This is a genomic window from Carboxylicivirga linearis, from assembly GCF_018271995.1.
Taxonomy (GTDB): Bacteria; Bacteroidota; Bacteroidia; order Bacteroidales; family Marinilabiliaceae; genus Carboxylicivirga; species Carboxylicivirga linearis.
Genome location: NZ_JAGUCO010000001.1, coordinates 362219 through 384293, shown reverse-complemented (window position 1 = coordinate 384293; position 22075 = coordinate 362219). Strand labels below are relative to the sequence as shown.

General features: G+C 37.2%; 18 protein-coding genes. 1 reads left to right on the top strand and 17 read right to left on the bottom strand.

All coding sequences use genetic code 11. The features are described 5' to 3' along the window. Positions 1–97 precede the first annotated feature (97 nt). The 16 genes from KEM10_RS01670 to KEM10_RS01595 form a co-directional block, all read right to left on the bottom strand. On the bottom strand, positions 98–337 hold the full coding sequence (locus KEM10_RS01670; RefSeq protein ID WP_212212637.1) for a putative signal transducing protein: 240 nt from the start codon (positions 335–337) through the stop codon (positions 98–100). A 125-nt stretch (positions 338–462) separates the two neighbouring features. Then, positions 463–1542 (bottom strand): glutamine-hydrolyzing carbamoyl-phosphate synthase small subunit, encoded by a 1080-nt coding sequence (gene carA, locus KEM10_RS01665; protein ID WP_212212635.1) that lies wholly within the window; start codon positions 1540–1542, stop codon positions 463–465. 253 nt (positions 1543–1795) lie between these two features. Further along, entirely contained in the window at positions 1796–3136 is a 1341-nt protein-coding gene (locus KEM10_RS01660; protein ID WP_212212634.1) for a citrate/2-methylcitrate synthase, read from the bottom strand. Between the two features lie 16 nt (positions 3137–3152). After that, positions 3153–4484, bottom strand: coding sequence for an argininosuccinate lyase (argH, locus tag KEM10_RS01655; RefSeq protein ID WP_212212633.1), 1332 nt, complete (start codon positions 4482–4484; stop codon positions 3153–3155). 172 nt (positions 4485–4656) lie between these two features. Next, the gene (locus tag KEM10_RS01650) at positions 4657–5721 is read right to left on the bottom strand and encodes a M20 family metallo-hydrolase (RefSeq protein ID WP_212212632.1); all 1065 of its coding nucleotides are present in this window, start codon (positions 5719–5721) and stop codon (positions 4657–4659) included. Positions 5722–5727: 6 nt separating this feature from the next. Continuing rightward, the gene (argB, locus tag KEM10_RS01645; protein ID WP_212212631.1) at positions 5728–6507 is read right to left on the bottom strand and encodes an acetylglutamate kinase; all 780 of its coding nucleotides are present in this window, start codon (positions 6505–6507) and stop codon (positions 5728–5730) included. Positions 6508–6510: 3 nt separating this feature from the next. After that, positions 6511–7464, bottom strand: coding sequence for an N-acetylornithine carbamoyltransferase (locus KEM10_RS01640; RefSeq protein WP_212212630.1), 954 nt, complete (start codon positions 7462–7464; stop codon positions 6511–6513). Between the two features lie 102 nt (positions 7465–7566). Further along, a complete protein-coding gene (locus KEM10_RS01635) occupies positions 7567–8811 on the bottom strand; it encodes a glutamate-5-semialdehyde dehydrogenase (RefSeq protein WP_212212629.1) in 1245 nt (414 codons plus the stop codon). Between the two features lie 3 nt (positions 8812–8814). Then, positions 8815–9918, bottom strand: a complete 1104-nt coding sequence (gene proB / locus KEM10_RS01630; RefSeq protein WP_212212628.1) for a glutamate 5-kinase — start codon at positions 9916–9918, stop codon at positions 8815–8817. After that, positions 9918–10721, bottom strand: a complete 804-nt coding sequence (gene proC / locus KEM10_RS01625) for a pyrroline-5-carboxylate reductase (protein ID WP_212212624.1) — start codon at positions 10719–10721, stop codon at positions 9918–9920. Before proC ends, proB begins: the two co-directional genes overlap by 1 nt. 122 nt (positions 10722–10843) lie before the next feature. Further along, positions 10844–11440, bottom strand: coding sequence for an NUMOD4 domain-containing protein (locus tag KEM10_RS01620; protein ID WP_212212621.1), 597 nt, complete (start codon positions 11438–11440; stop codon positions 10844–10846). Between the two features lie 15 nt (positions 11441–11455). Beyond that, positions 11456–12586 carry an aspartate aminotransferase family protein gene (locus tag KEM10_RS01615; protein WP_212212617.1) on the bottom strand — a complete coding sequence of 377 codons (1131 nt, stop codon included), beginning with the start codon at positions 12584–12586 and terminating at the stop codon, positions 11456–11458. Between the two features lie 165 nt (positions 12587–12751). Next, entirely contained in the window at positions 12752–13723 is a 972-nt protein-coding gene (gene argC / locus KEM10_RS01610) for an N-acetyl-gamma-glutamyl-phosphate reductase (RefSeq protein WP_212212614.1), read from the bottom strand. Beyond that, positions 13710–14927 carry an argininosuccinate synthase gene (locus tag KEM10_RS01605; protein WP_212212611.1) on the bottom strand — a complete coding sequence of 406 codons (1218 nt, stop codon included), beginning with the start codon at positions 14925–14927 and terminating at the stop codon, positions 13710–13712. The genes argC and KEM10_RS01605 overlap by 14 nt, the downstream gene beginning before the upstream one ends. Positions 14928–14957: 30 nt before the next feature. Continuing rightward, the gene (locus KEM10_RS01600; protein WP_212212608.1) at positions 14958–15638 is read right to left on the bottom strand and encodes a GNAT family N-acetyltransferase; all 681 of its coding nucleotides are present in this window, start codon (positions 15636–15638) and stop codon (positions 14958–14960) included. Positions 15639–15662: 24 nt separating this feature from the next. Continuing rightward, the gene (locus tag KEM10_RS01595; RefSeq protein WP_212212605.1) at positions 15663–16145 is read right to left on the bottom strand and encodes an arginine repressor; all 483 of its coding nucleotides are present in this window, start codon (positions 16143–16145) and stop codon (positions 15663–15665) included. A 385-nt stretch (positions 16146–16530) separates the two neighbouring features. Between KEM10_RS01595 and carB the strand changes: the two genes are divergently transcribed. After that, positions 16531–19752 carry a carbamoyl-phosphate synthase (glutamine-hydrolyzing) large subunit gene (gene carB / locus KEM10_RS01590; protein WP_212212602.1) on the top strand — a complete coding sequence of 1074 codons (3222 nt, stop codon included), beginning with the start codon at positions 16531–16533 and terminating at the stop codon, positions 19750–19752. 356 nt (positions 19753–20108) lie between these two features. Here carB and KEM10_RS01585 read toward each other — a convergent pair whose 3' ends face one another. Beyond that, positions 20109–21974, bottom strand: a complete 1866-nt coding sequence (locus KEM10_RS01585) for a glycoside hydrolase family 13 protein (RefSeq protein ID WP_212212599.1) — start codon at positions 21972–21974, stop codon at positions 20109–20111. Positions 21975–22075 lie beyond the last annotated feature (101 nt).

Below are 22075 nucleotides of genomic sequence, written 5' to 3'. Positions count from 1 at the left end.
AGCAATCTCAATTCTTTACTTATTACAACTCCCAAAAATGGTTCGACTTTCCCCGGTCGAACCATTTATCTTTTTAAAGCTATTTCAATATAAAAATTTATTTCTCCAACGAAGCCTGAAATTTTTCAATTATAGGTCGTGCCTTTGCTTCATCATCTTTTTGAATATACAAATCAATGGTTGTATAAGATCCACCTACAAAACCAGCTGAGTTTCCAGATTCATAATCATTCCTGATTAAAGATGTAATGCCATTATCTTCTAAAATATTTTTCAGATGAGTTACGGTCAGTTCTGTATTACTAAATACATGAACCATATCACTTGTATCATTCATAGCTTTACGTATTAAATTGAACCTTTATTAAAGATAAACTAAAATACTTAATAAATAAACCCATTTTCTGATACAAAAAAGAGTTGCTCAAATGAACAACTCTTTTAATGATATATTGAGTAAGCTTACTTACTTTTTTCAATTAATCCGATGAACTCATCGAATAAAAATTCCGTATCAGTTGGTCCACTTGAAGCTTCCGGGTGAAACTGAGTAGAAAAGAAAGGCTTGCTCTTATGACGAACGCCTTCATTTGTTTTGTCATTTACATTAACAAACAATGGCTCCCAGTCACTTGATAAACTTTCGTTATCAATAGCAAAACCATGGTTTTGACTTGTAATGTAACAAGTATCAGTTCCAACTTTTATTACTGGGTGATTATGCGCTCTATGACCATACTTTAACTTGTAAGTACTTGCACCAGATGCAATACCCAACAATTGATTACCCAGACAAATACCAAATATTGGCTTGCCAATTTCCATGGCTTTCTGAATATGTTTTACTGTATCAGGACACATTTGTGGATCACCTGGTCCATTAGATAACATTACACCATCATAGTCATCCTGAGTAAAGTCATAATCCCATGGTACAACTGTCACAGTAGTATCGCGTTTTAGCAAACAGCGCAAAATATTGTATTTTGCACCGGTATCTACCAAAACCACTTTATTCTTACCTGTACCGTATACTTTCTTCTCCTTTACACTAACCTTTGCAACCAGATTCTCTTTGTTAGGATCAACAAAATCAATCGTTTCGTTTTCGATTTCAATCTTTCCTAACATCGATCCTTTTTCGCGCAAAATTTTTGTCAAGGCACGTGTATCGATATCAAAAATACCTGGAACCTCGTTTTGCATCAACCATTCACGCAGGCTATTTTCAGCATTCCAATGGCTATACTCAAATGAGTAATCCGAAATAATTAATCCTGAAATGTGAATTCGATCTGATTCATAGAACTTTGGTATTCCGTTCTCTTTGTCATCCTTCGGCACTCCGTAGTTTCCAATAAGTGGATATGTGGCCACCAAAATCTGCCCTTCATATGAGGGATCCGTTAAACTTTCAGGATATCCGGTCATGGCAGTATTAAAAACTACCTCGCCGGCAACCGATTTATGATACCCAAATGATTTTCCTTCGAAGACTGTTCCGTCTTCCAACACTAATTTAATCTTTTGTAATTCTGGCATACCTCTTGACAAATAAGTCGTTTGCTTTCAATAATACAGAAAAAATGCATTTATCTACTCTCTGATAAATGCATGCATATCACTTCGTTTTTATGCGGTACAAATGTAATAATTATTTGTGGGTTTGGCCAATATTAAATTTATAAATGTATAAATATTAGTGTAGACTATTTTTACTGCATATATATACAAAAAGAAGGGCTGTCCAATCTCCCCCTTGGAACAGCCCTTCATACCCAATCAACAAAATTTCTTATCTATGATCCATCTCTAAATATGGAATATACTCTAATACATTTTTGTAAGCCGGTCTGATAATACGTTTGCTTGATCCACAAACTTCCTCCAAACGATGAGCACACCAACCTGCAATTCGAGATACAGCAAAGATTGGTGTATAAATCTCTTTTGGAATATTTAAGCAGTCGTATACAAACCCACTGTAAAAGTCTACATTAGCACAAATTACCTTAGCATTTTCACCTTTAAATTTATAAAATACCTCAGGTGCCAATTTTTCAATTGATGCATAAAGATTAAACTCATCCAATCGGCCTTTCTCTTCAGCCAACGCCTTGGCTTTTTCTTTCAACAATACTGCTCTAGGATCTGAATACGTATAAATAGCATGACCAATACCATATATTTTACCTGTATTATCAAATGCCTTTTTATTTAATATCTTCATTAAATATTCAGCTACTTCCTGCTCATCTGACCAATTAGAAACATTAGCTTTAATGTTTTCCATCATATCCATTACCTTCAGGTTTGCACCACCATGTAATCCGCCCTTTAACGAACCCAAGGCAGCCGCTATAGCAGAATAAGTATCCGTTTGAGCGGAACTTACAACCCGGGTAGTAAATGATGAATTATTACCACCACCATGTTCAGCATGAATTACCAATGATAGATCAAGCAAGTCTGCCTCCAGCTTTGTATAGTTTTCTCCTTTCAACATATAAAGAAAATTCTCAGCAGCACTTAACTCTGGTTGAGGATGACGTATCACCAATGATTTTCTCTGATATGAGTGGCGCATACCAAAGTATGAATATGCCACTATAACCGGAAACTTAGCAATTAAACTGATTGACTGCTTAATTAAATTAATTGGAGATAAATCTTCGGCTTCCTCATCAGCCGTATATAATCCTAACACTGAACGAGCCAGCATATTCATGATATCACGACCTCGTAACGAAAGAATCATATTTTTTGAGAAGAAGGGAGGAAGATCGCGCTCTGCTACTAGTAAATCATCAAAGGTTTTCAGATCAGCTGATGTTGGAAGGTGACCTGAAAGCAGTAAATAAGCAGTTTCTTCAAATCCATGTCGCCCTGCACTTTGAAATCCTTTAACAAGGTCTTTCAATTCAACACCACGATAATACAAGCGTCCTTCACGAGGAACTAATTTACCGTCCATCTTGTCATATCCAACAACATCACCTATTGTTGTTAAGCCAACAAGTACTCCTGAGAAATCAGCATTTCGTAATCCCCTTTTTACATTAAACTTGTCAAAAAGTTCTTTATCAATATCGCTCGATTTAACAGCACCTTCAGCTAATTTATCATATAATGACATAGACTATGTTTTATTTTCAACGTACCAGTTTCTCAACAGCATTAGCTACTTCATTGAAACTGAATTCACTTATTACTAATTCTTTCTTACTCTTAATCTCACTGGTACAAAGGTTACCTATGGAACCTTCGTGCGTATGTTTTACTTTATAATCCGTTTTGAAAGCTCCTTTTTGAATTTGCTCGCCTACTTGCTTATAGGCATCCCTGAAAGGAACTCCTTGTAATACCAACTTATTTACTTCTTCAACACTAAATGCAAGCTGGTATTTTTCATCTTTCATTACATCCTGAGTTACCTTAATGTTTTTAATAGCAAAAGTGGCTATTTCTAAACAATCAATTAACTCATCAAATGCAGGAAGAAATTGTTCTTTTATCAATTGTAAATCTCTGAAATATCCTGTTGGCAAATTGGCTGTAATCATACCAATACTCTCAGGCAATGCTTGCAATCTATTACAGCGTGCTCTCAACAGCTCAAAAACATCAGGATTTTTTTTGTGAGGCATAATGCTCGATCCTGTTGTTAACTCATCTGGTAATTTTAAGAAGCCAAAATTCTGACTTGTATATAAACAACCATCTATAGCCAGCTTTCCAACTGTTGTAGCGATAGATGATAATGCGTATGCAACTGTACGTTCAGTTTTACCTCTTCCCATCTGCGCATAAACCACATTATAGTTCAAGTCGTCAAATCCCAACAACTGCGTTGTTAATTTTCGATCTAACGGAAAAGATGAACCATAACCAGCAGCGGCACCCAATGGATTCTGATTAGCCGTTTTCCATGCTGCCTGCAACATATGCAAGTCATCAACCAAGCTCTCGGCAAAAGCACCAAACCATAATCCAAATGATGATGGCATAGCCACTTGCAAATGAGTATAGCCAGGAATCAACACATCTTTATGCTCTTCACTTTTTGCCTGAAGAACATCAAACAGGTTGTTAACTGCTATAACCACATCGTGTATCCGATGTCTGATGTATAACTTCAAATCCAAAAGCACCTGATCATTTCTTGATCGACCACTGTGGACTTTCTTACCAATATCTCCCAGTTTACGTGTCAATAAAAGTTCTACTTGTGAGTGTACATCCTCAATCCCATCTTCAATCTCGAACTCGCCATTTTCAGATTTGATGTATAATGCCTTTAATTCAGGTATTAATTGATCTAAATCTGATTTACTTAACAGTCCAACACTCTCAAGCATCGTAATGTGTGCAATGGTTCCCATTATATCAAAAGGAGCAAGCAACACATCTAATTCACGATCGCGTCCCACCGTGAATTCTTCTATCTTTTTATTTACCGAAATACCTTTATCCCATAACTTCATAAGTCATACCAATTTAAGAGGTAGATAAAAAGTGAAGAGGTTCGAAATAATCATTACTGATTGAAAACAATCAGAGCGTATTTATTTCGATTCGTCAAATATATTCACTTTTTTCTACTAATTAAAATCAATTATGCATTTTTAATGACTTTTGTCATAATTTGTAATGCTTTTAAACTATCAATCCGTCTAATAATTTAATATATATTTTAACTCCTTCACGAATTTCATTTAAAAGAATGTATTCATCCGGAGTATGTGATCTTGCCGAATCACCGGGTCCCATCTTTATTGTTGTAAAATCCATTACTGCCTGATCGGATGTTGTAGGAGAACCATAATATTCTCTTCCCATTTCTATTCCTCTTTTCACAAAAGGATGATCCATCGAAATGGATGAGCTATTTAAACGATAGGATCGTGCAATCACATCACATTTCACATTATTCTGAATGATCTGATGTAGTTCTTTATTGCTATAACATTCATTTAGCCTGATATCAACCACAAACCTACAACTATCAGGTACCACATTGTGCTGGCTACCACTTTGAATTTGAGTAACAGTCATTTTTACAGCACCCAAATGCGGTGATACTTTTTCGAACTGATGATTTTTAAACCATTCTATATCAGGTAATGCTTTGTATAATGCATTATCACCCTCGTTACGCGCAGCATGCCCCGTTTTACCGTGAGCCTCACAATCGAGTACCATCAAACCTTTTTCGGCTACAGCCATATGCATTTGAGTAGGTTCTCCAACCACTCCCAAATCAATCTTACCTAACTCACTTAAAATAGAAGCTACCCCTTTTTGCCCTGACACTTCTTCCTCTGCCGTAGCAGCAAATACCAGGTTGTATTTTTGTTCAGTATCCTTTAACGTTAAAAAAGTTGCCATCAACGAAACCAGTGGTCCTCCTGCATCGTTGCTTCCCAATCCAGTAAGTCTATCACCTTCAATAGTTGCCTGAAAAGGATCGTATGTCCATTTTTTAGATGGCTTAACAGTATCGAGATGAGAATTCAACAGTATGGTAGGTTTTGCAGAATCGTACTTTTGCGCCCAACACCACACATTATTCCCCTGGCGATTTACTTTTAGCCCTTTTGAACTAAGATAATCAGCCATCATCTCAGAAACGCCTTCTTCCTCTCTGCTAAAAGATTGAACCTGAATTAACTTTTTCAACAGATCGATAGCCTCTATTGTATTTTGTTCTAATAGAGTCATATACTATTATAGTTTTAAGTTGGTTCCTTGTGAAAAACCATTTTTCAATCCATCTGTATTTGAGATAACAATCTTATCTACACCTCTTTTTAATGCAGCAAATCCATTATCTAATTTTGGAATCATTCCGTCAGAAATAATACCTTCAGCTTTATACTCCTGAAACAACTCGGTATCTAAAGTATCAATCACTGAATTATCATCCTCCGGATCTTTTAAAACTCCTTTCTTTTCAAAACAAAAAGCAAGTTGAACCTTATAATCCATAGCCAAAGCTTTGGCCAGCTCAGATGCCATGGTATCGGCGTTGGTATTTAACAATTGCCCTTTCCCATCATGTGTAATGGGGGCTACCACAGGAACAACATCATTGTTAATCAGATCGAGTAACTGCTCAACATTCACTCCAACAACATCTCCCACATAACCATAGTCAATATCTTTCACCTCACGTTTTTTTGCTCTAACAACATCCAGATCGGCACCACACAAACCAACTGCAGATTTATTTAATGATTGCAACTGAGCAACAATATTCTTATTCACCAGCCCTGCATACACCATCACCACAACCTTTAATGTTTCAGCATCGGTAATGCGTCTGCCATCTACCATTTGAGTTTCTATTCCTAAAGCTTCAGAAATTGCAGTAGCCGACCTTCCGCCACCATGCACAAGAATTTTCTTACCCGCAATATTTGAAAAATCATTAATAAATGAGGTAAGTGTTTCAGGATTCTCAACCACTTTACCGCCTACCTTTACTATGGTTAAACGTTCTTGCATTATCTATTTATTTAAACTTTCGAGCATTCTTTTGATTACAACCTGCGCAGAAACAACCCTGTTGGCAGCCTCTTCTACAACAATACTATTTTCGCTATCGATAACACCATCTGTAACAATCATATTCCTTCGAACAGGTAAACAATGCATAAATTTGGCATTATTGGTTAGAGCCATTTTTTCTTCATCCACCGTCCAGCTCTTATCTTTTGATAAAATTTTTCCGTAATCATTATACGACGCCCAGTTTTTAGCATAAATAAAATCAGCTCCTTCAAAGGCTTTTTTCTGATCGTATTCTACGGTTACTCCATCGCTGAATTCAGGGGCCAACTCATAACCTTTAGGATGCGTAACTACCAATTCAACATCAGCTACTTTCATCCATTCAACAAAAGAGTTGGGAACTGCCTGAGGTAAAGCACGAGGATGTGGCGCCCATGTTAAAACAACCTTAGGTTTATCTTTTGATTTATGTTCTTCGATAGTATATAAATCGGCAAATGCCTGCAACGGATGACGTGTTGCGCTTTCCATACTAATCACAGGAACACCGGCATGATCGATAAACTGGCTTAGAATTCGTTCTTCGTAATCAGCATCTCTATCTTCAAAAGAAGCAAATGAGCGGACTGCAATGATATCGCAATATCTTCCGATTACAGGAACCGCTTCGCGCAAATGTTCCGGTTTATCGCCATCCATCACAACGCCAAACTCAGTCTCCAACTTCCAGCCGTCGTTATTTACGTCCAGTACAATTACATTCATTCCCAAATTCATGGCTGCTTTTTGAGTACTCAAACGAGTTCGCAAACTTGAATTAAAGAAAATCAACACAATGGTTTTATTCTTTCCCAATGTATCCCATGCATATGGATTTTTCTTTACTTCTGCTGCCTCTTTCAAAGCCTGACTCAAATCTCCTATGTCATCAACAGTCAAATAACGTTTCATCCCTGTGTTTTTAATTAGTTCGTTAGTCAGAAGGCAGTAGTCTGTAGTTATTTACAAAACGCACCTTTCTACCTTGAGGAACTTTTACATTTATACTATAATTTAATCTCTTATATGTCCTTCTCCTCTGACAATCCATTTATAGCTTGTTAGTTCTTTTAAAGCCATAGGACCGCGCGCGTGAAGTTTTTGCGTGCTGATACCAATTTCAGCACCTAAACCAAACTGGGCTCCATCGGTAAATGCCGTACTTGTATTTACGTAAACAACGGCAGCATCCACCTCATTCAAATATCTTTGAATCCGTCCTTCATCCTGCGAAATAATAGCCTCACTATGCTTAGAACTAAACTTATATACATGATCTAAGGCATCATCGAATTTATCAACTGTTTTTATCGACATTTTATACGATAGAAATTCAGTTCCAAAATCCTCTTCTGTGGCTTTCTTTAATAAAGCATCAGGATAAAGTCCTTCTAACTTTTTGTAAGATAATTCATCAGCAAAAATTTCTACATTTTCTTTTGCCATTGAATGAACTAAAACAGGCAAATCATTCAGTCTGCTTTTATGAAGAACCAAACAATCCAAAGCATTACAAACACTTACACGTCTGGTTTTTGCATTGAAGATAACCTTTTGTCCAATATTTAAATCGGCAAACTCATCAAAATAGGTATGTACTATTCCAGCACCTGTTTCAATTACAGGAATGCTAGCATTTTCGCGCACATGATTTATCAAGCCCTGTGATCCACGGGGAATTAGAACATCCACAAAACCGTCGGCCTTCAGTAATTCCTCAGTTGCCTTACGATCGGCCGGCAACAATTGAAGAATATCAGGGTTAACGCCATGATCACGAAGTACATTGTGTATCACTTTCACCAGTTCCAAATTACTGTATTCAGCATCACTACCTCCTTTTAAAACACATGCATTACCCGAACGCAGGCAGAGTGCAAATACATCCACAGTAACATTAGGGCGCGACTCATATATAATTCCAATAACACCAAGTGGAACTCTCTTCTTCTCGAGCTTAAGACCATTGGGTAATAATTTTTCTTCCAGAACCTCCCCAACAGGCACAGGTAATTTAGCCACACTCTCCAGATCACTGGCAATATTTTCCAACCTTTCTGATGTCAGTTTCAAACGATCGTAACGCGGATCATTGGGATCCATTCTGTCAAGATCCTGCTTATTAGCATTGAGAATATTAGTTTCTTCCACCAACAAAGCCTTACTCAAGGATAACAATATTGCTTCAGATTCTTTATCACCTAATGTTGCCATGCTTCGGGCAGCATCTTTTACCTTTTGGAAATAATTTTCATACATAGCTTAAGACTTTTGGGTCTCGTTAATGAGTTCCGGGTACAAATACAAATAATCGTAATGAACCAGCGGTTTATATTTTTTATCATTTAAATGCTCTTCAGCCTTCTTAATATCATAGGCTGCTTTTCCTATTCCTATGGTTTCGTTTTGCTCATTTTTTATTCGCAACAAATCGCCTTTTTTAAAGCTACCGTTGAATGATACCACTCCGGCCAGTAGCAAACTATTTGCCTTTGGAGCATACAATGCATTGCAAGCGCCCTCGTTAATCTTCACTTCAGCTTTTGCAAATCCATCGGAATACGCCATCCATTGCTTAATGGCCGGTTTTGGTTCCGAAGCTTCAAAGTGAGTATGTTCCAACGAATCATCTCCTTTTAACAAGTCTATCAACACATTATCACGCGTACCGTTTGCTATATGAACACCAATACCTGATGTTGCTGTTTTTTTGGCGATATTACATTTTGTGAGCATACCTCCTCTACCAAAATCAGACTTGGTAGTAGAAATATATTTACCTAAATCTTCATCCTTTTTTGAAATAAGCCTTATTACTTTCGATTCAGGATCTTCAGGATGTCCGTTGTAGATACCATTTATATTAGAAAGGATAATCAAACCTTTACACCCCATCATTGATGCCATCATTCCACTCAACTCATCATTATCAGTGAACATCAATGCTGTTACCGAAACAGCATCATTCTCATTTACAATGGGTAAAATATTATTTTGCCAAAGAGCACTTACACAATTCTTCATGTTTAAGTAATGGTCTCTGGTTCTAAAATCTTGTTTTGTCACCAATACCTGACCCACTTGAATACCATGCCTGGCAAACAAATCGGAATAAATATTGGTTAATTTAACCTGTCCTACCGAAGATAAAACCTGGCGTTGAGAAACCCTATCGAGTTTCTTATCCATTTGAATCAATCCTCTTGCCGAAGCCACAGCACCCGATGAAACCAATACAATTTTCTTACCCGAATGATGCAAGGCTGCAATCTGATCAACCAAATGACTTACTCTGTCATGATTCAATCCACCGGTATTATTGGCTAAAACATTAGACCCTATTTTTATGGTTAGCTTGGAATACATTATTTCTTGCTACTCTCAATCTTATTATACGATGTTAACAACCCTTTTATTAGAGATGAACTAAAACCTTGATGTTCCATCTCATTCAATCCTGAAATAGTAACGCCTCGCGGAGTAGTTACTTTGTCTATTTCGTCTTCCGGGTGATTTCCTTTCTGAATAAGCAAGTCAGCTGCACCTTTTACTGTTTGTGCAGCAATTTGTAAAGCCAGTTGAGAACCAAAGCCAATTTCTATACCGCCTTGTGTAGCTGCGCGAATAAAACGCATTGCATAGGCTATACCACAAGCTGCCAATACTGTTGACGCAGCCATCAACTCCTCTGGAACAATTAAGGCTTGTCCCATTTGTTTAAAAAGGGTTATTACGGTATCTTCTTGTTTTTGATTGGCATTGTATGACGAAACACATGTCATTGATTCACCAATCTCAATAGCAGTATTGGGCATTGCCCTGAAGATAGGCAATTTCATACCACAGTATTGCTCTATTTCTTGCGAAGAAACACCAGTAGCTAAAGAAATAATTATAGTATTATCGGTTAAGCTCGAAGTAATTTCTTTAATAACCTCTTCTATCTGATAAGGCTTTACGGCCAGAAAAACGACATCAGCCCCTGTTGTTGCAGACAAATTATCATCTGTTATAACAACTCCTTTTTCAGCAAAGCTTTCTAACAACTTAACACGTCGTCTTGTAATGGTTAGTTGTGAAGGCTTTAACAACCCTTTGTCTAATATTCCTCTGGCTATTGCAGAACCTAAGTTACCTCCACCAATAATGGTTAATTTAGCTACTTCCATGTTGCGATTATTTGCGAATCCTCAGTGTTAATTTATAATTGAAAACCTCTTTAGAGATTATAAATTTACACAAAACTCCCAAATAATCGGCTATGAATTAATCAGGGTAATTTAAGTTAACCTTAATCCTTGTCGCGACATCCTTCTTCAACGTCTACTTCAATATGCGACCAGTTTTCACCTGACTTAATCCTATACAACTGCATTTCACTAATACCAAATTGCTTAGCTATTAGTTTCAGGCGAGTTTTTCGATTAGGATCCAAAATCTTCTTCTTTAAAAGCATCACCTGAGTGGCAGATAATTTATGACCTTGTTGAGTTTTACGTCCTTTTTGCTTTTCTCTAGCTTCTAATACTAATGGATTACCTTGCTGATGAGCAAACATTTCGCTCTTAGTAGCCCATTGTAGGTTTTCAACGTAATTATTTGATTTATTGTAATCTTTATGAATTACAGATTGTTTGTCATCTGAATTATTAGGAATAAAAAGCTCGGCTACAAGCTTATGAATATAGTATGTTTTTGATTTACCGTAAGGGCGTAATGGAAGAGTTGGGTACCCCCGTAACGTACCTCCTTTTATTTGATCGCCTTCGTCAATATTATCAATAAAACTAATTATTCTTCCGTAATTTGAAATTGCATAACGCTTCTTCAACGCGCCTTCATCAAATGGTATTTCTTTCCACTCTTCGTTCCAGTATGACTTAATCATTTCAATTTAATAAAGTTAACCACTATCCATAGCTTCACCCAGACTACTCATAAAATAGTCTACATGACTCCCCTGTAGTGTAAGAGGAGGTAATAACCTCATAGTATTTGTGCCGGAAACGCCAGTAAAAATATGATTTTTTCTTAACAATCCCATTCTTATAGGGCTAACCTGATCATTAAGTTCAGCCCCAATCATTAATCCAACTCCTCTAACTTCCTTAAACTTATTTATTTTGATAAGTTGATCTTTTAATATTTTTCCTTGATTAAAACTATTTGCAATGAGTTTTTCGTCTTTTATTACTTCTAAAACAGCTAAGGATGCAGCACAAGCAAGATGATTTCCTCCAAAGGTGGTACCTAAAAGGCCATAACTTGCTTCAATTTCCGGTGAAATTAGAACTCCTCCAACCGGAAAACCATTTCCCATACCCTTGGCCATTGTAACCATATCAGGCTTTATGTTGGTATATTGAAAAGCAAAAAACTTACCACTTCTTCCATATCCAGATTGAATCTCATCTAGTATTAATAAGGTGCCATATTGCTTACATAATTTTTCCAATCCTTCCATAAAGTCAGCATCAGGTACAACAATTCCCCCAATACCTTGAATTCCTTCAATGATTACAGCTGCCACATCCTTTTTTGAAAGGACTTTTTCAACTGAATCCAAATCATTTAGTGATAAAATTTCTTTTTGATGATCAGCATTGAAAGGTGCAATAATTTTTGGATTGTCGGTAATAGCAACAGCACCTGAAGTTCGTCCATGAAAGCCTTTCTCAAATGCAACTATTTTGCTTCGACCTGTTTTGAATGAAGCTAATTTCAATGCATTCTCGTTAGCTTCGGCACCAGAATTACATAAAAACAATTGATAGTCGGGCATTTCAGATGCCTCCCCCAGTTTTTCAGCCAATTCTTTTTGCAATGGATTTTGAACTGAATTACTGTAAAAACCAATTTTATTTACCTGATCTGAAATACGCTGAATATAATGAGGATGACTGTGCCCGATAGAAATAACGGCATGACCACCATATAGGTCGAGATACTTCGTACCTTGATCATCCCAAACATAGCAATCCTGACCTTTTACAGGAGTGATATCAAACAACGGATAAACGTCGAATAGTTTCATAGTACTGTATTTTATGCTGAATAAACAGTATTACTTAATGGAAAATAATAGGAACGGTGTGGATGTAGTACCACAGACTCGTTAGTCTGCAGTACTGGCAAGTAAGGAGTCGTACTCTATACAAAGAAGAATGAACACCTAAAAATTTAAACCAAATAAACCTGTCTAAAATGCGACGGGTTTGAGGAGTAGCCCCTTTACTTCATCCAAACCAAAAAGAATATTCATATTTTGAACCGCCTGACCTGATGCCCCTTTGAGCAAGTTATCGATCACGCTGACGATATGAATTTTATTATTATGCTTTTTAACTTGTACCACTGCTTTATTGGTATTTACTACCATTTTCACATCCGGACTTTTATCAGTAACAATTGTAAACGGATGAGATTCGTAGTACTTTTTATAAAGTTCCTTTGCATCTTCTTCGCTTAAATTGCAATCTAAATAAACCGATGCTAAAATTCCTCGAGGGAAATTACCTCGCATGGGTACAAAATTTATTTCTTTATCAAATGCTGGTTGCAACTGCACCATGGTTTCACCTATTTCGCCTAAATGTTGATGCGAAAATGATTTATAAACCGATGCATTATTGTTACGCCAGCTAAAATGCGTTGTTGCTGAAGGTGCCTGACCTGCTCCCGTTGAACCAGTAACAGCATGTATATGCACTTCGTCTAATAGTCCTTCGGCAGCCAATGGGAGCAAAGCCAGTTGTATAGCTGTTGCAAAGCAGCCCGGGTTAGCAATTTTATCGGAATTTTCGATTTGGGCTTTATTGCATTCAGGTAAACCATATACAAAACCGTCAGCATCTTTATTCAGGCGAAAATCATTACTTAAATCGATAATCTTGCCTTTGTAAGTTTCAGGCATGGCTTCTACAAAAGACTTTGAACGTCCGTGCCCCATACATAAAAACAATACATCAGCCTTATCGTAATCAACATCAGCAACAAAATTCATTTCAATATCGCCAATCAAATCAGCATGAATGCTACAAACATCCAACCCAGCCTGACTGGCACTTTGAATAAAACTGATTTCTGCCTGCGGATGATGAACCAGTATACGAATCAACTCACCGGCTGTATAACCGGCTCCACCTATTATGCCAACTTTAATCTTCTGCATCCTCTAAATTAAGCTCTCCTTTATTAACTGCGTTGTAAATTTTCATTGGTGTGGCCAACATGGTTGTAAACCCTTCTACATCACTGGCTGTCCATGCCTTGTTCATCTCACCATATTCACCAAACACGCTACTCATCAAATCATGATCAGACTCAATTCCAACTACTTCAAATCGATAAGGTTTTAACTTGATAATTACCTTACCTGTAACATTACGTTGGGTACTCTCAAGAAATTTCTCAATATCGCGCATGGATGGTTCCAGATATTGCGACTCGTGCAAAAACATTCCGTACCAGTTACCCAACTGTTCTTTCCAATGCATTTGCCATTTAGTTAATGTATGCTTCTCAAGAACATGGTGTGCCTTAATAATTACCAAAGGAGCAGCTGCCTCAAAACCAACACGACCTTTGATACCCACAATAGTATCACCCACATGCATATCTCGTCCAACAGCGTATGATGCAGCTAAACCTTCGATGGTTTTTATGGCTTCTATTTTATCAGTAAATGCTTCACCATTTACTTTAGTGATCTCTCCTTTTTCGAAATTAATTGTAAGGGTTTCTTCACCCTCTTTCTGCAATTGACTTGGATATGCTTCATCAGGAAGGGTTTGATTAGATGTTAAAGTTTCTTTACCACCCACACTGGTTCCCCAAAGTCCTTTATTAATGGAATACTCCATTTTAGTCCAATCGCGGTTGATGCCTCTCTTTTTCAGGAAGTCAATCTCTTGCTCACGCGACAGCTGTAGATTACGAATAGGAGCAATAACTTTAATTTCAGGAGCTAACACCTGAAAAGTCAAGTCAAATCGAATTTGATCATTACCCGCTCCGGTACTACCGTGAGCAATATATTTAGCACCAATTTTACGCGCATATTCAACAATTGCCAATGCCTGAAAAATACGTTCTGAGCTAACAGATAAAGGATAAGTATTATTTTTTAGCACATTGCCATATATCATATAACGAATACAGCGCTGATAATAGCGGTTGGTCACATCCAAAGCGGTATGTTCAGTTACACCTAATTCATAGGCTTTACTTTCGATATCCTTTAATTCATTTTCAGAAAAACCACCGGTATTGGCCAAAGCCGAATATACATCCAGTTGTTTTTCTTCGGTTAGGTACTTTACACAAAACGATGTATCTAACCCTCCACTATACGCTAATACTACTTTATCCTTCATCTTTTTACTGTTAGCTTTCCTTTATCACAATTATAAAAGAGCCATTGCTCTCTTGAACTTACTTAGAACGTTATCCTTATTATTATTTTTATTTTTTTTCAAATGCATAACCGATTCGCGAACCGATTGCCAACGGCTTTTTATACTTTTTGATTTCTGCTTTTCATCATAAGCAGATTTCATTTTTTCAGGATCAAAAAGCATTCCTGTACATAAGCAGTGTTTCCGTTCGGTTCGTAACAATATGTCGTAATTAACACAGGTCTGACAGCCTTTCCAGAACATTTCATCATCAGTTAATTCCGAAAATGTTACGGGTCTGTAACCCAAATCTGAATTAATTTTCATCACTGCTAATCCGGTTGTTAAACCAAACAATTTAGCTTGCGGGTAGCGACTTCTAGATAGATCAAAAGCCTTACTTTTAATGGCTTTAGCCAATCCCTTTCCTCTATATTCATCAACCACTATCAAACCTGAGTTTGCAACGAATTTTTCATGTCCCCATGTTTCGATGTAACAGAAACCGGCAAACTCGCCGTTGTACAGAGCCAAAATCGCCTTCCCCTCTTCAATCTTCTTCAGAATATAATCCGGACTACGTCTGGCAATACCAGTACCCCTAACCTTTGCAGCTTCTGCAATGGTATCCAGAATAATATCCACATACGCGGCATGTTCTTTTTGTGCGACAAAAATATTGAACTCCATTGTCTTACTATCTGTTCTGTTTTTCTATAAAGTTTTTTCTTTTAAACCTGGCATAAACAGCGACAGTGCGTTGATTACGTCTGTTTTACTAACCCCTTCACGACTGATAAGCAATATAGTATCATCACCCGCTATGGTTCCTAATATTTCGTACGGTCCATGACTATCAATTACCGACGCAATGCCATTGGCAAAACCTGGTCGTGTTTTAATAATAGCCATATGACCAGAAAATTCAATTGATTCAACTCCACTAACCGGAAATTCTTCATTCACCGGAAAAGGATTTTCTGCCTTTTGTGAAACCTCAGGTATTACATATTTATATCCTGTTTCCACATCAGGTACCTTAGCAACCTTTAGGTATTTTAAATCACGAGATAATGTAGCCTGAGTAAGCTTAAAACCTTCCTCTTCCAACAAACTAACCAGCTCTTCCTGCGAACTAATTTTTCGCGAGCTAATCAGATGTTTAATAGCCATTAATCTTTGTGCTTTTATTTTCATTCTTCGTTAAATGTATATTTATTCGGTGTCGATGCAAATTTATTCATTTATTATTAATTTCAAAGCTGTTTTTTATAAAATTTATGTATTTTTGCATGACAATTTTAATTGAAAACCATAATAAAAAGGTGGTCAAGTGACTTTAACACTACTGAATACAGGCACTCTATCGATATTTTCATACATATCATTTCTATTCATCTTCTCTATTTTCTTTATTATTCATCAAAAATTAACCTCAAATTTTAAGCTTGAGGCTTTTTTTTGTATAAAAAATGAATTTTTTCCATCAAGATTGAGAAGTAGAAATAAATATTGATAGACAGGAAGTGTTAAAATAAATTAGAATAATAAGTAGCTAGCAAACAATAAACTGCATTGTAAAATGAAGAAGAACGTCAAGAAGGTCGTTGTACTGGGTTCAGGAGCGCTGAAAATCGGAGAAGCAGGAGAATTTGATTATTCAGGATCGCAAGCGTTAAAAGCCCTAAAAGAAGAAGGTATTGAAACAGTGTTGATCAACCCCAACATTGCAACCGTGCAAACTTCAGAAGGTATCGCTGATAAAATCTATTATCTACCTGTTACACCGTACTTCGTTGAAGAAGTGATGAAGAAAGAAAAGCCCGAAGGTATTCTTTTAGCTTTTGGAGGACAAACTGCTTTAAATTGTGGTACTAAACTATATGAAGCAGGAACCTTAGAAAAATACAACGTAGAAGTATTAGGAACACCTGTTCAATCGATTATCGATACGGAAGACCGCGAAATTTTCGCTAATAAGCTTAAAGAGATAGATGTAAAAACACCTATTAGTATTGCGGTAACTAACGTTGAAGATGCACTTAAAGCATCTGATGAAATTGGTTTTCCAATCATTGTTCGCGCTGCCTATACATTGGGAGGTATGGGTTCAGGCTTCTGCCAGAATAAAGAAGAACTGGTTGAGCGTGCTGAAAACGCTTTTTCTTATTCAAACCAGATTTTGGTTGAAGAATCATTAAAAGGATGGAAAGAGGTTGAGTACGAGGTTGTACGTGATGCATATAATAACTGTATCACTGTTTGTAACATGGAAAACTTCGACCCACTTGGAATTCATACAGGTGAGAGTATTGTAGTAGCTCCATCACAAACCTTATCCAATTCCGAATATCATAAACTTAGAGAACTGGCCATAAAAATTATTCGCCACATTGGTATTGTTGGTGAGTGTAATGTTCAGTATGCATTAGATCCATATTCCGAAGATTATCGTGTAATTGAGGTAAATGCACGTTTATCTCGCTCTAGTGCTTTGGCATCAAAAGCTACCGGTTATCCATTGGCATTTATTGCAGCTAAATTAGGTTTAGGTTACAGTTTGCATGAGTTGAAAAACTCGGTTACTAAAACCACTACCGCTTTCTTTGAACCTGCTCTTGACTATATTGTTTGTAAAATTCCTCGCTGGGATTTAGGTAAGTTTACGGGCGTTTCGAAGCAAATCGGATCCAGCATGAAGAGTGTGGGTGAGATTATGGCTATTGGACGTAGCTTTGAAGAAGCCATTCAGAAAGGACTTCGTATGGTGGGACAAGGCATGCACGGTTTTGTTGCCAACCAACCACTAAAAAATAAAGACATCAAAGAAGAATTGGCTGAACCAACAGACCAAAGGGTGTTCGCCATTTCTGAAGCTCTTCAGGAAGGAATGACTGTTGATGAGATTCATGAGTTGACGCGCATCGACAAATGGTTTCTTGAGAAGCTTAAAAATATAACAGACCAGAAAGAATTATTGGAGAAACACAATACATTAGAGTCTCTTCCTACAGAAGAACTTTTGAATGCTAAGAAAATGGGTTACTCCGATTTCCAGGTTTCTCGATTGGTTCTTAAAACCGACGGTATAGATATGGAAGATGGTCTGCTTAAAGTTCGTGAGTATCGCAAAGCCAATGGCATTTTACCAGTTGTGAAGCAGATTGATACAATGGCTGGTGAGTTCCCTGCTCAAATCAATTACTTGTACTTGACTTACAGCGGATCGGTTCATGACATTGATTATGAAAACGATGGTAAATCTGTTATTGTATTAGGATCGGGTGCATATCGTATTGGTTCTTCGGTTGAGTTTGACTGGTGTAGTGTTAACGCACTTAATACTATCAACAAAGAGAATTACCGCTCTATAATGATTAACTACAACCCCGAAACGGTAAGTACTGATTACGATATGTGTAGCCGTCTTTACTTTGACGAGTTGACTCAAGAGCGCGTGATGGATATTATTGACCTGGAAACACCTAAAGGAGTTATTGTTTCCGTGGGGGGTCAGATTCCAAACAACCTGGCAATGAAACTTCACCGCCAGAATGTACCTATTTTAGGAACTTCTCCTGAGGATATAGATAATGCCGAGAATCGTCAAAAATTCTCAAGCTTGTTGGATGATCTTGGAGTTGACCAACCTCGTTGGAGCGAATTAACTTCAATAGAAGACATCTTTACTTTTGTTGATGAAGTTGGATTCCCGGTATTGGTTCGTCCTTCATACGTGCTTTCGGGTGCTGCTATGAATGTGGTTTCAAACAAGGATGAATTGGAACACTTCCTTACTTTAGCTGCCAACGTATCAAAAGAATTCCCTGTTGTTGTTTCTGAATTTATTGAAGAAGCTAAGGAGATTGAGATTGATGCCGTAGCCAATAAAGGTGAAGTGATAGCTTATGCAATAAGCGAGCACATTGAGTTCGCAGGAGTTCACTCGGGTGATGCAACCATCGTTTTCCCTCCTCAGAAATTGTATGTTGAAACCATCAGAAGAGTTAAGAGAATTGCTCGTGAGATTGCTAAAGGATTAAATATTACTGGTCCTTTCAACATGCAGCTTTTGGCAAAAGACAATGATATAAAAGTAATTGAGTGTAACCTTCGTGCTTCACGAAGCTTTCCGTTTGTTTCGAAAGTATTAAAGGTAAACTTGATTGATATGGCTACACGTGCTATGTTAGGTTTACAGGTTGATAAATTAACCAAGAGTTCTTTCGAACTGGATTACGTAGGAATTAAAGCTCCTCAGTTTTCTTTTGCCCGTCTGCAAAAAGCCGACCCTGTGTTAGGTGTTGACATGTCATCAACAGGTGAAGTAGGATGTATTGGAGATAACTTCTACGATGCTGTTCTTCAGTCGATGCTATCGGTTGGATATAGAGTACCAGAGAAGAATGTGTTAATCTCATCTGGTCCTGCTCGTTCAAAACTGGAATTACTTAAGAGTGCGGCTTTATTGAAAGAGCGTGGTTACAACTTGTTCGCAACAGGTGGAACCCACAAGTTCTTTGAAGAAAACGGCATTGAAACCACTTTGGTATACTGGCCAAACCAAGATCAGAAGCCAAATGTGATTGATTTAATTCGCGAGAAGAAGATTGATTTGGTTATCAACATTCCTAAAAACTTATCGAAAGATGAGTTGAAGAATGGATATCAAATTCGTCGTGATGCAATTGACTTTAACATTCCATTGATTACCAATGCCCGTTTAGCAAGTGCATTTATCTATTCATTCTGTAAGTTTGGACAAGATCAAATAAGCATCAAACACTGGGAAGAGTACAAATAGAAATACATTTTTTTACCACTATATCAAAGGGACTGAGCAACATCAGTCCCTTTTTATTTTACTGAACTTTCAAAATTGGCATTAGATTTGATATTTCAGCAATGGAAAGAATAAAACTCATTATTTGGGCAAGATGAATGCAACCAATACAAAAAGAGAAAGAATAGATGTGAAAATAAAATGGAAACTTGGAAAACCAGATTTTTCACTTATTGCCAGAGTTTTATTAATCGTTGGGATATTATTACTAATATTTGTTTAATAGAATTAACGGTTAAATAAAAAAGCAGTATTAAGCCACAAACGCCTAATACTGCTTTTATTTTTGTGGTATATCTCTCTGTAAATAACTTCTACTATAATTTAATCTCAATCAATAAAAATGAACGCCCGTTAACGGATACCGACGAATCACCTAACAACACTTTTTCTCCTGTAATTACATTGGTTCCTGAAACAGCACTTCCAATCACCTCTTCTTTATAATGAGTTAAATCAATCTGCTTTTTCTCGGCATTCTTATTCATAACAAGCATAACAGCCTTTTCATTGGTATATCTAAAAACCGTATAAATACCAGAACCTGATGCCGGTGCAAAATGCTTTAGGTACCCCTCATGCACTTCTTTACTTCCTTTTCGCCAGTTCAATAACGTTTTAACGAAATCCTGCGCTTCTTTAGCATCGCCAGTTAAATTTTGTCCGGTAAAGGCATTTACCTCATCGCCAGTCCAGCCACCAGGAAAGTCAGAACGAATCTCACCATGAGAATCCGAATTAGGATTCGTCATTAATATTTCTGTTCCATAGTAAATTTGAGGAATTCCACGGGTTACAGCAATGTAGGCCATACCCATTTTAAATAGATCAAAATCTTCATTTATCTGAGTATAAAAACGACTCATATCGTGGTTATCGGGGAAAGTCACCAGTTGAGTAGGATCAGCATATAAGAAATCATCAGCCAAAGTTGAATACAATCGAATTAAACCTTGCCCCCAGTTTTTATCATCTTCGTTCATTGCTTTCACCAATGCTTCCTGCAAGGGAAAGTCAAACACACCCGGAAGACAAGAAACATATCCATCGGTATTGTGCTTTCCTTTTTGCCAGTAGGAAACGATTGCCGGATTAACCGACCATTCTTCACCCACCATATTAAAATGCGGATATTCAGTCATCACCCTTTTTGTCCATTCAGCCATAAAATCTTTATCGGGGTATGGATAAGTATCCATTCTGATGCCATCTAAATCAGCATATTCAATCCACCAAATAGTATTATAAATAAGGTAATCGGCCATTAAAGGGTTTCGTTGATTCAAGTCAGGCATCGACTCTACAAACCAACCGTCGGCATGCATCTTTTTATCGTAGTCAGAAGCATAAGGATCCACATTCGTTTCGCGTAAATGAGTGGTTGGCTTCCATCCATCCTGAAAGTTTAACCAATCAGAAGTTGGTAAATCGCTCATCCACCAATGCTCCGATCCACAGTGATTCAAAATCATATCAATAATAATTTTGATCCCTCTTTTCTTGGCTTCCTGAACCATTCTTAAATAATCATCATTGGTACCATATCGAGCATCAGTATTATAAAAGTCAGTTATAGCATAGCCATGATAAGAAGTACGAGTCATATTGTTTTCCATCACCGGATTGAGCCACAAAGCCGTAAATCCCATATCATCGATATAATCAAGATGATTGATGATTCCTTCCAAATCGCCACCATGACGACCATTTAAATCACTACGGTTGGCTTGCTCTGTAAACCCTTCCACATTATCGTTTTCGGGATTTCCATTGGCGAAACGATCGGGAGTAATCAGGTAGATAACATCAGAGGTATTGTATCCCTTACGCTGAGCAGAACCTTCGCGTCGTTCTTTTAACTCGTAGTTATAGCTAAGAACCTTTTTCCCTTTACGGGTAAAGTTTATATCAAATGTTCCGGCATTAGCAGTTTTATCAATGTTTAAATACAGGAAAAGATAATTAGGTGATTCAACCAATACAGAGCGTTCTAGTTGAACCCCCGGATAATTGATTTCCGGACGAAGCTCTGAAATATTCTCTCCATAAACCATTATCTGTAGTTCGGTGTTTTTCATGCCCGTCCACCAAAAGGATGGCTCCACACGGTCAATTTTATTTTTTGCGACAACATTAAATCCAAGAAATAACATCATCAACAGAAGAAAACCTGATTTTTGCATAATATTTATATCTAATTAGTGTTTAGTCAGAAGACAATAAGCTGATGTACTTTTTACACCCAACTACCAGGTAACAATTTAATTTCCGATAGTTTATCTGC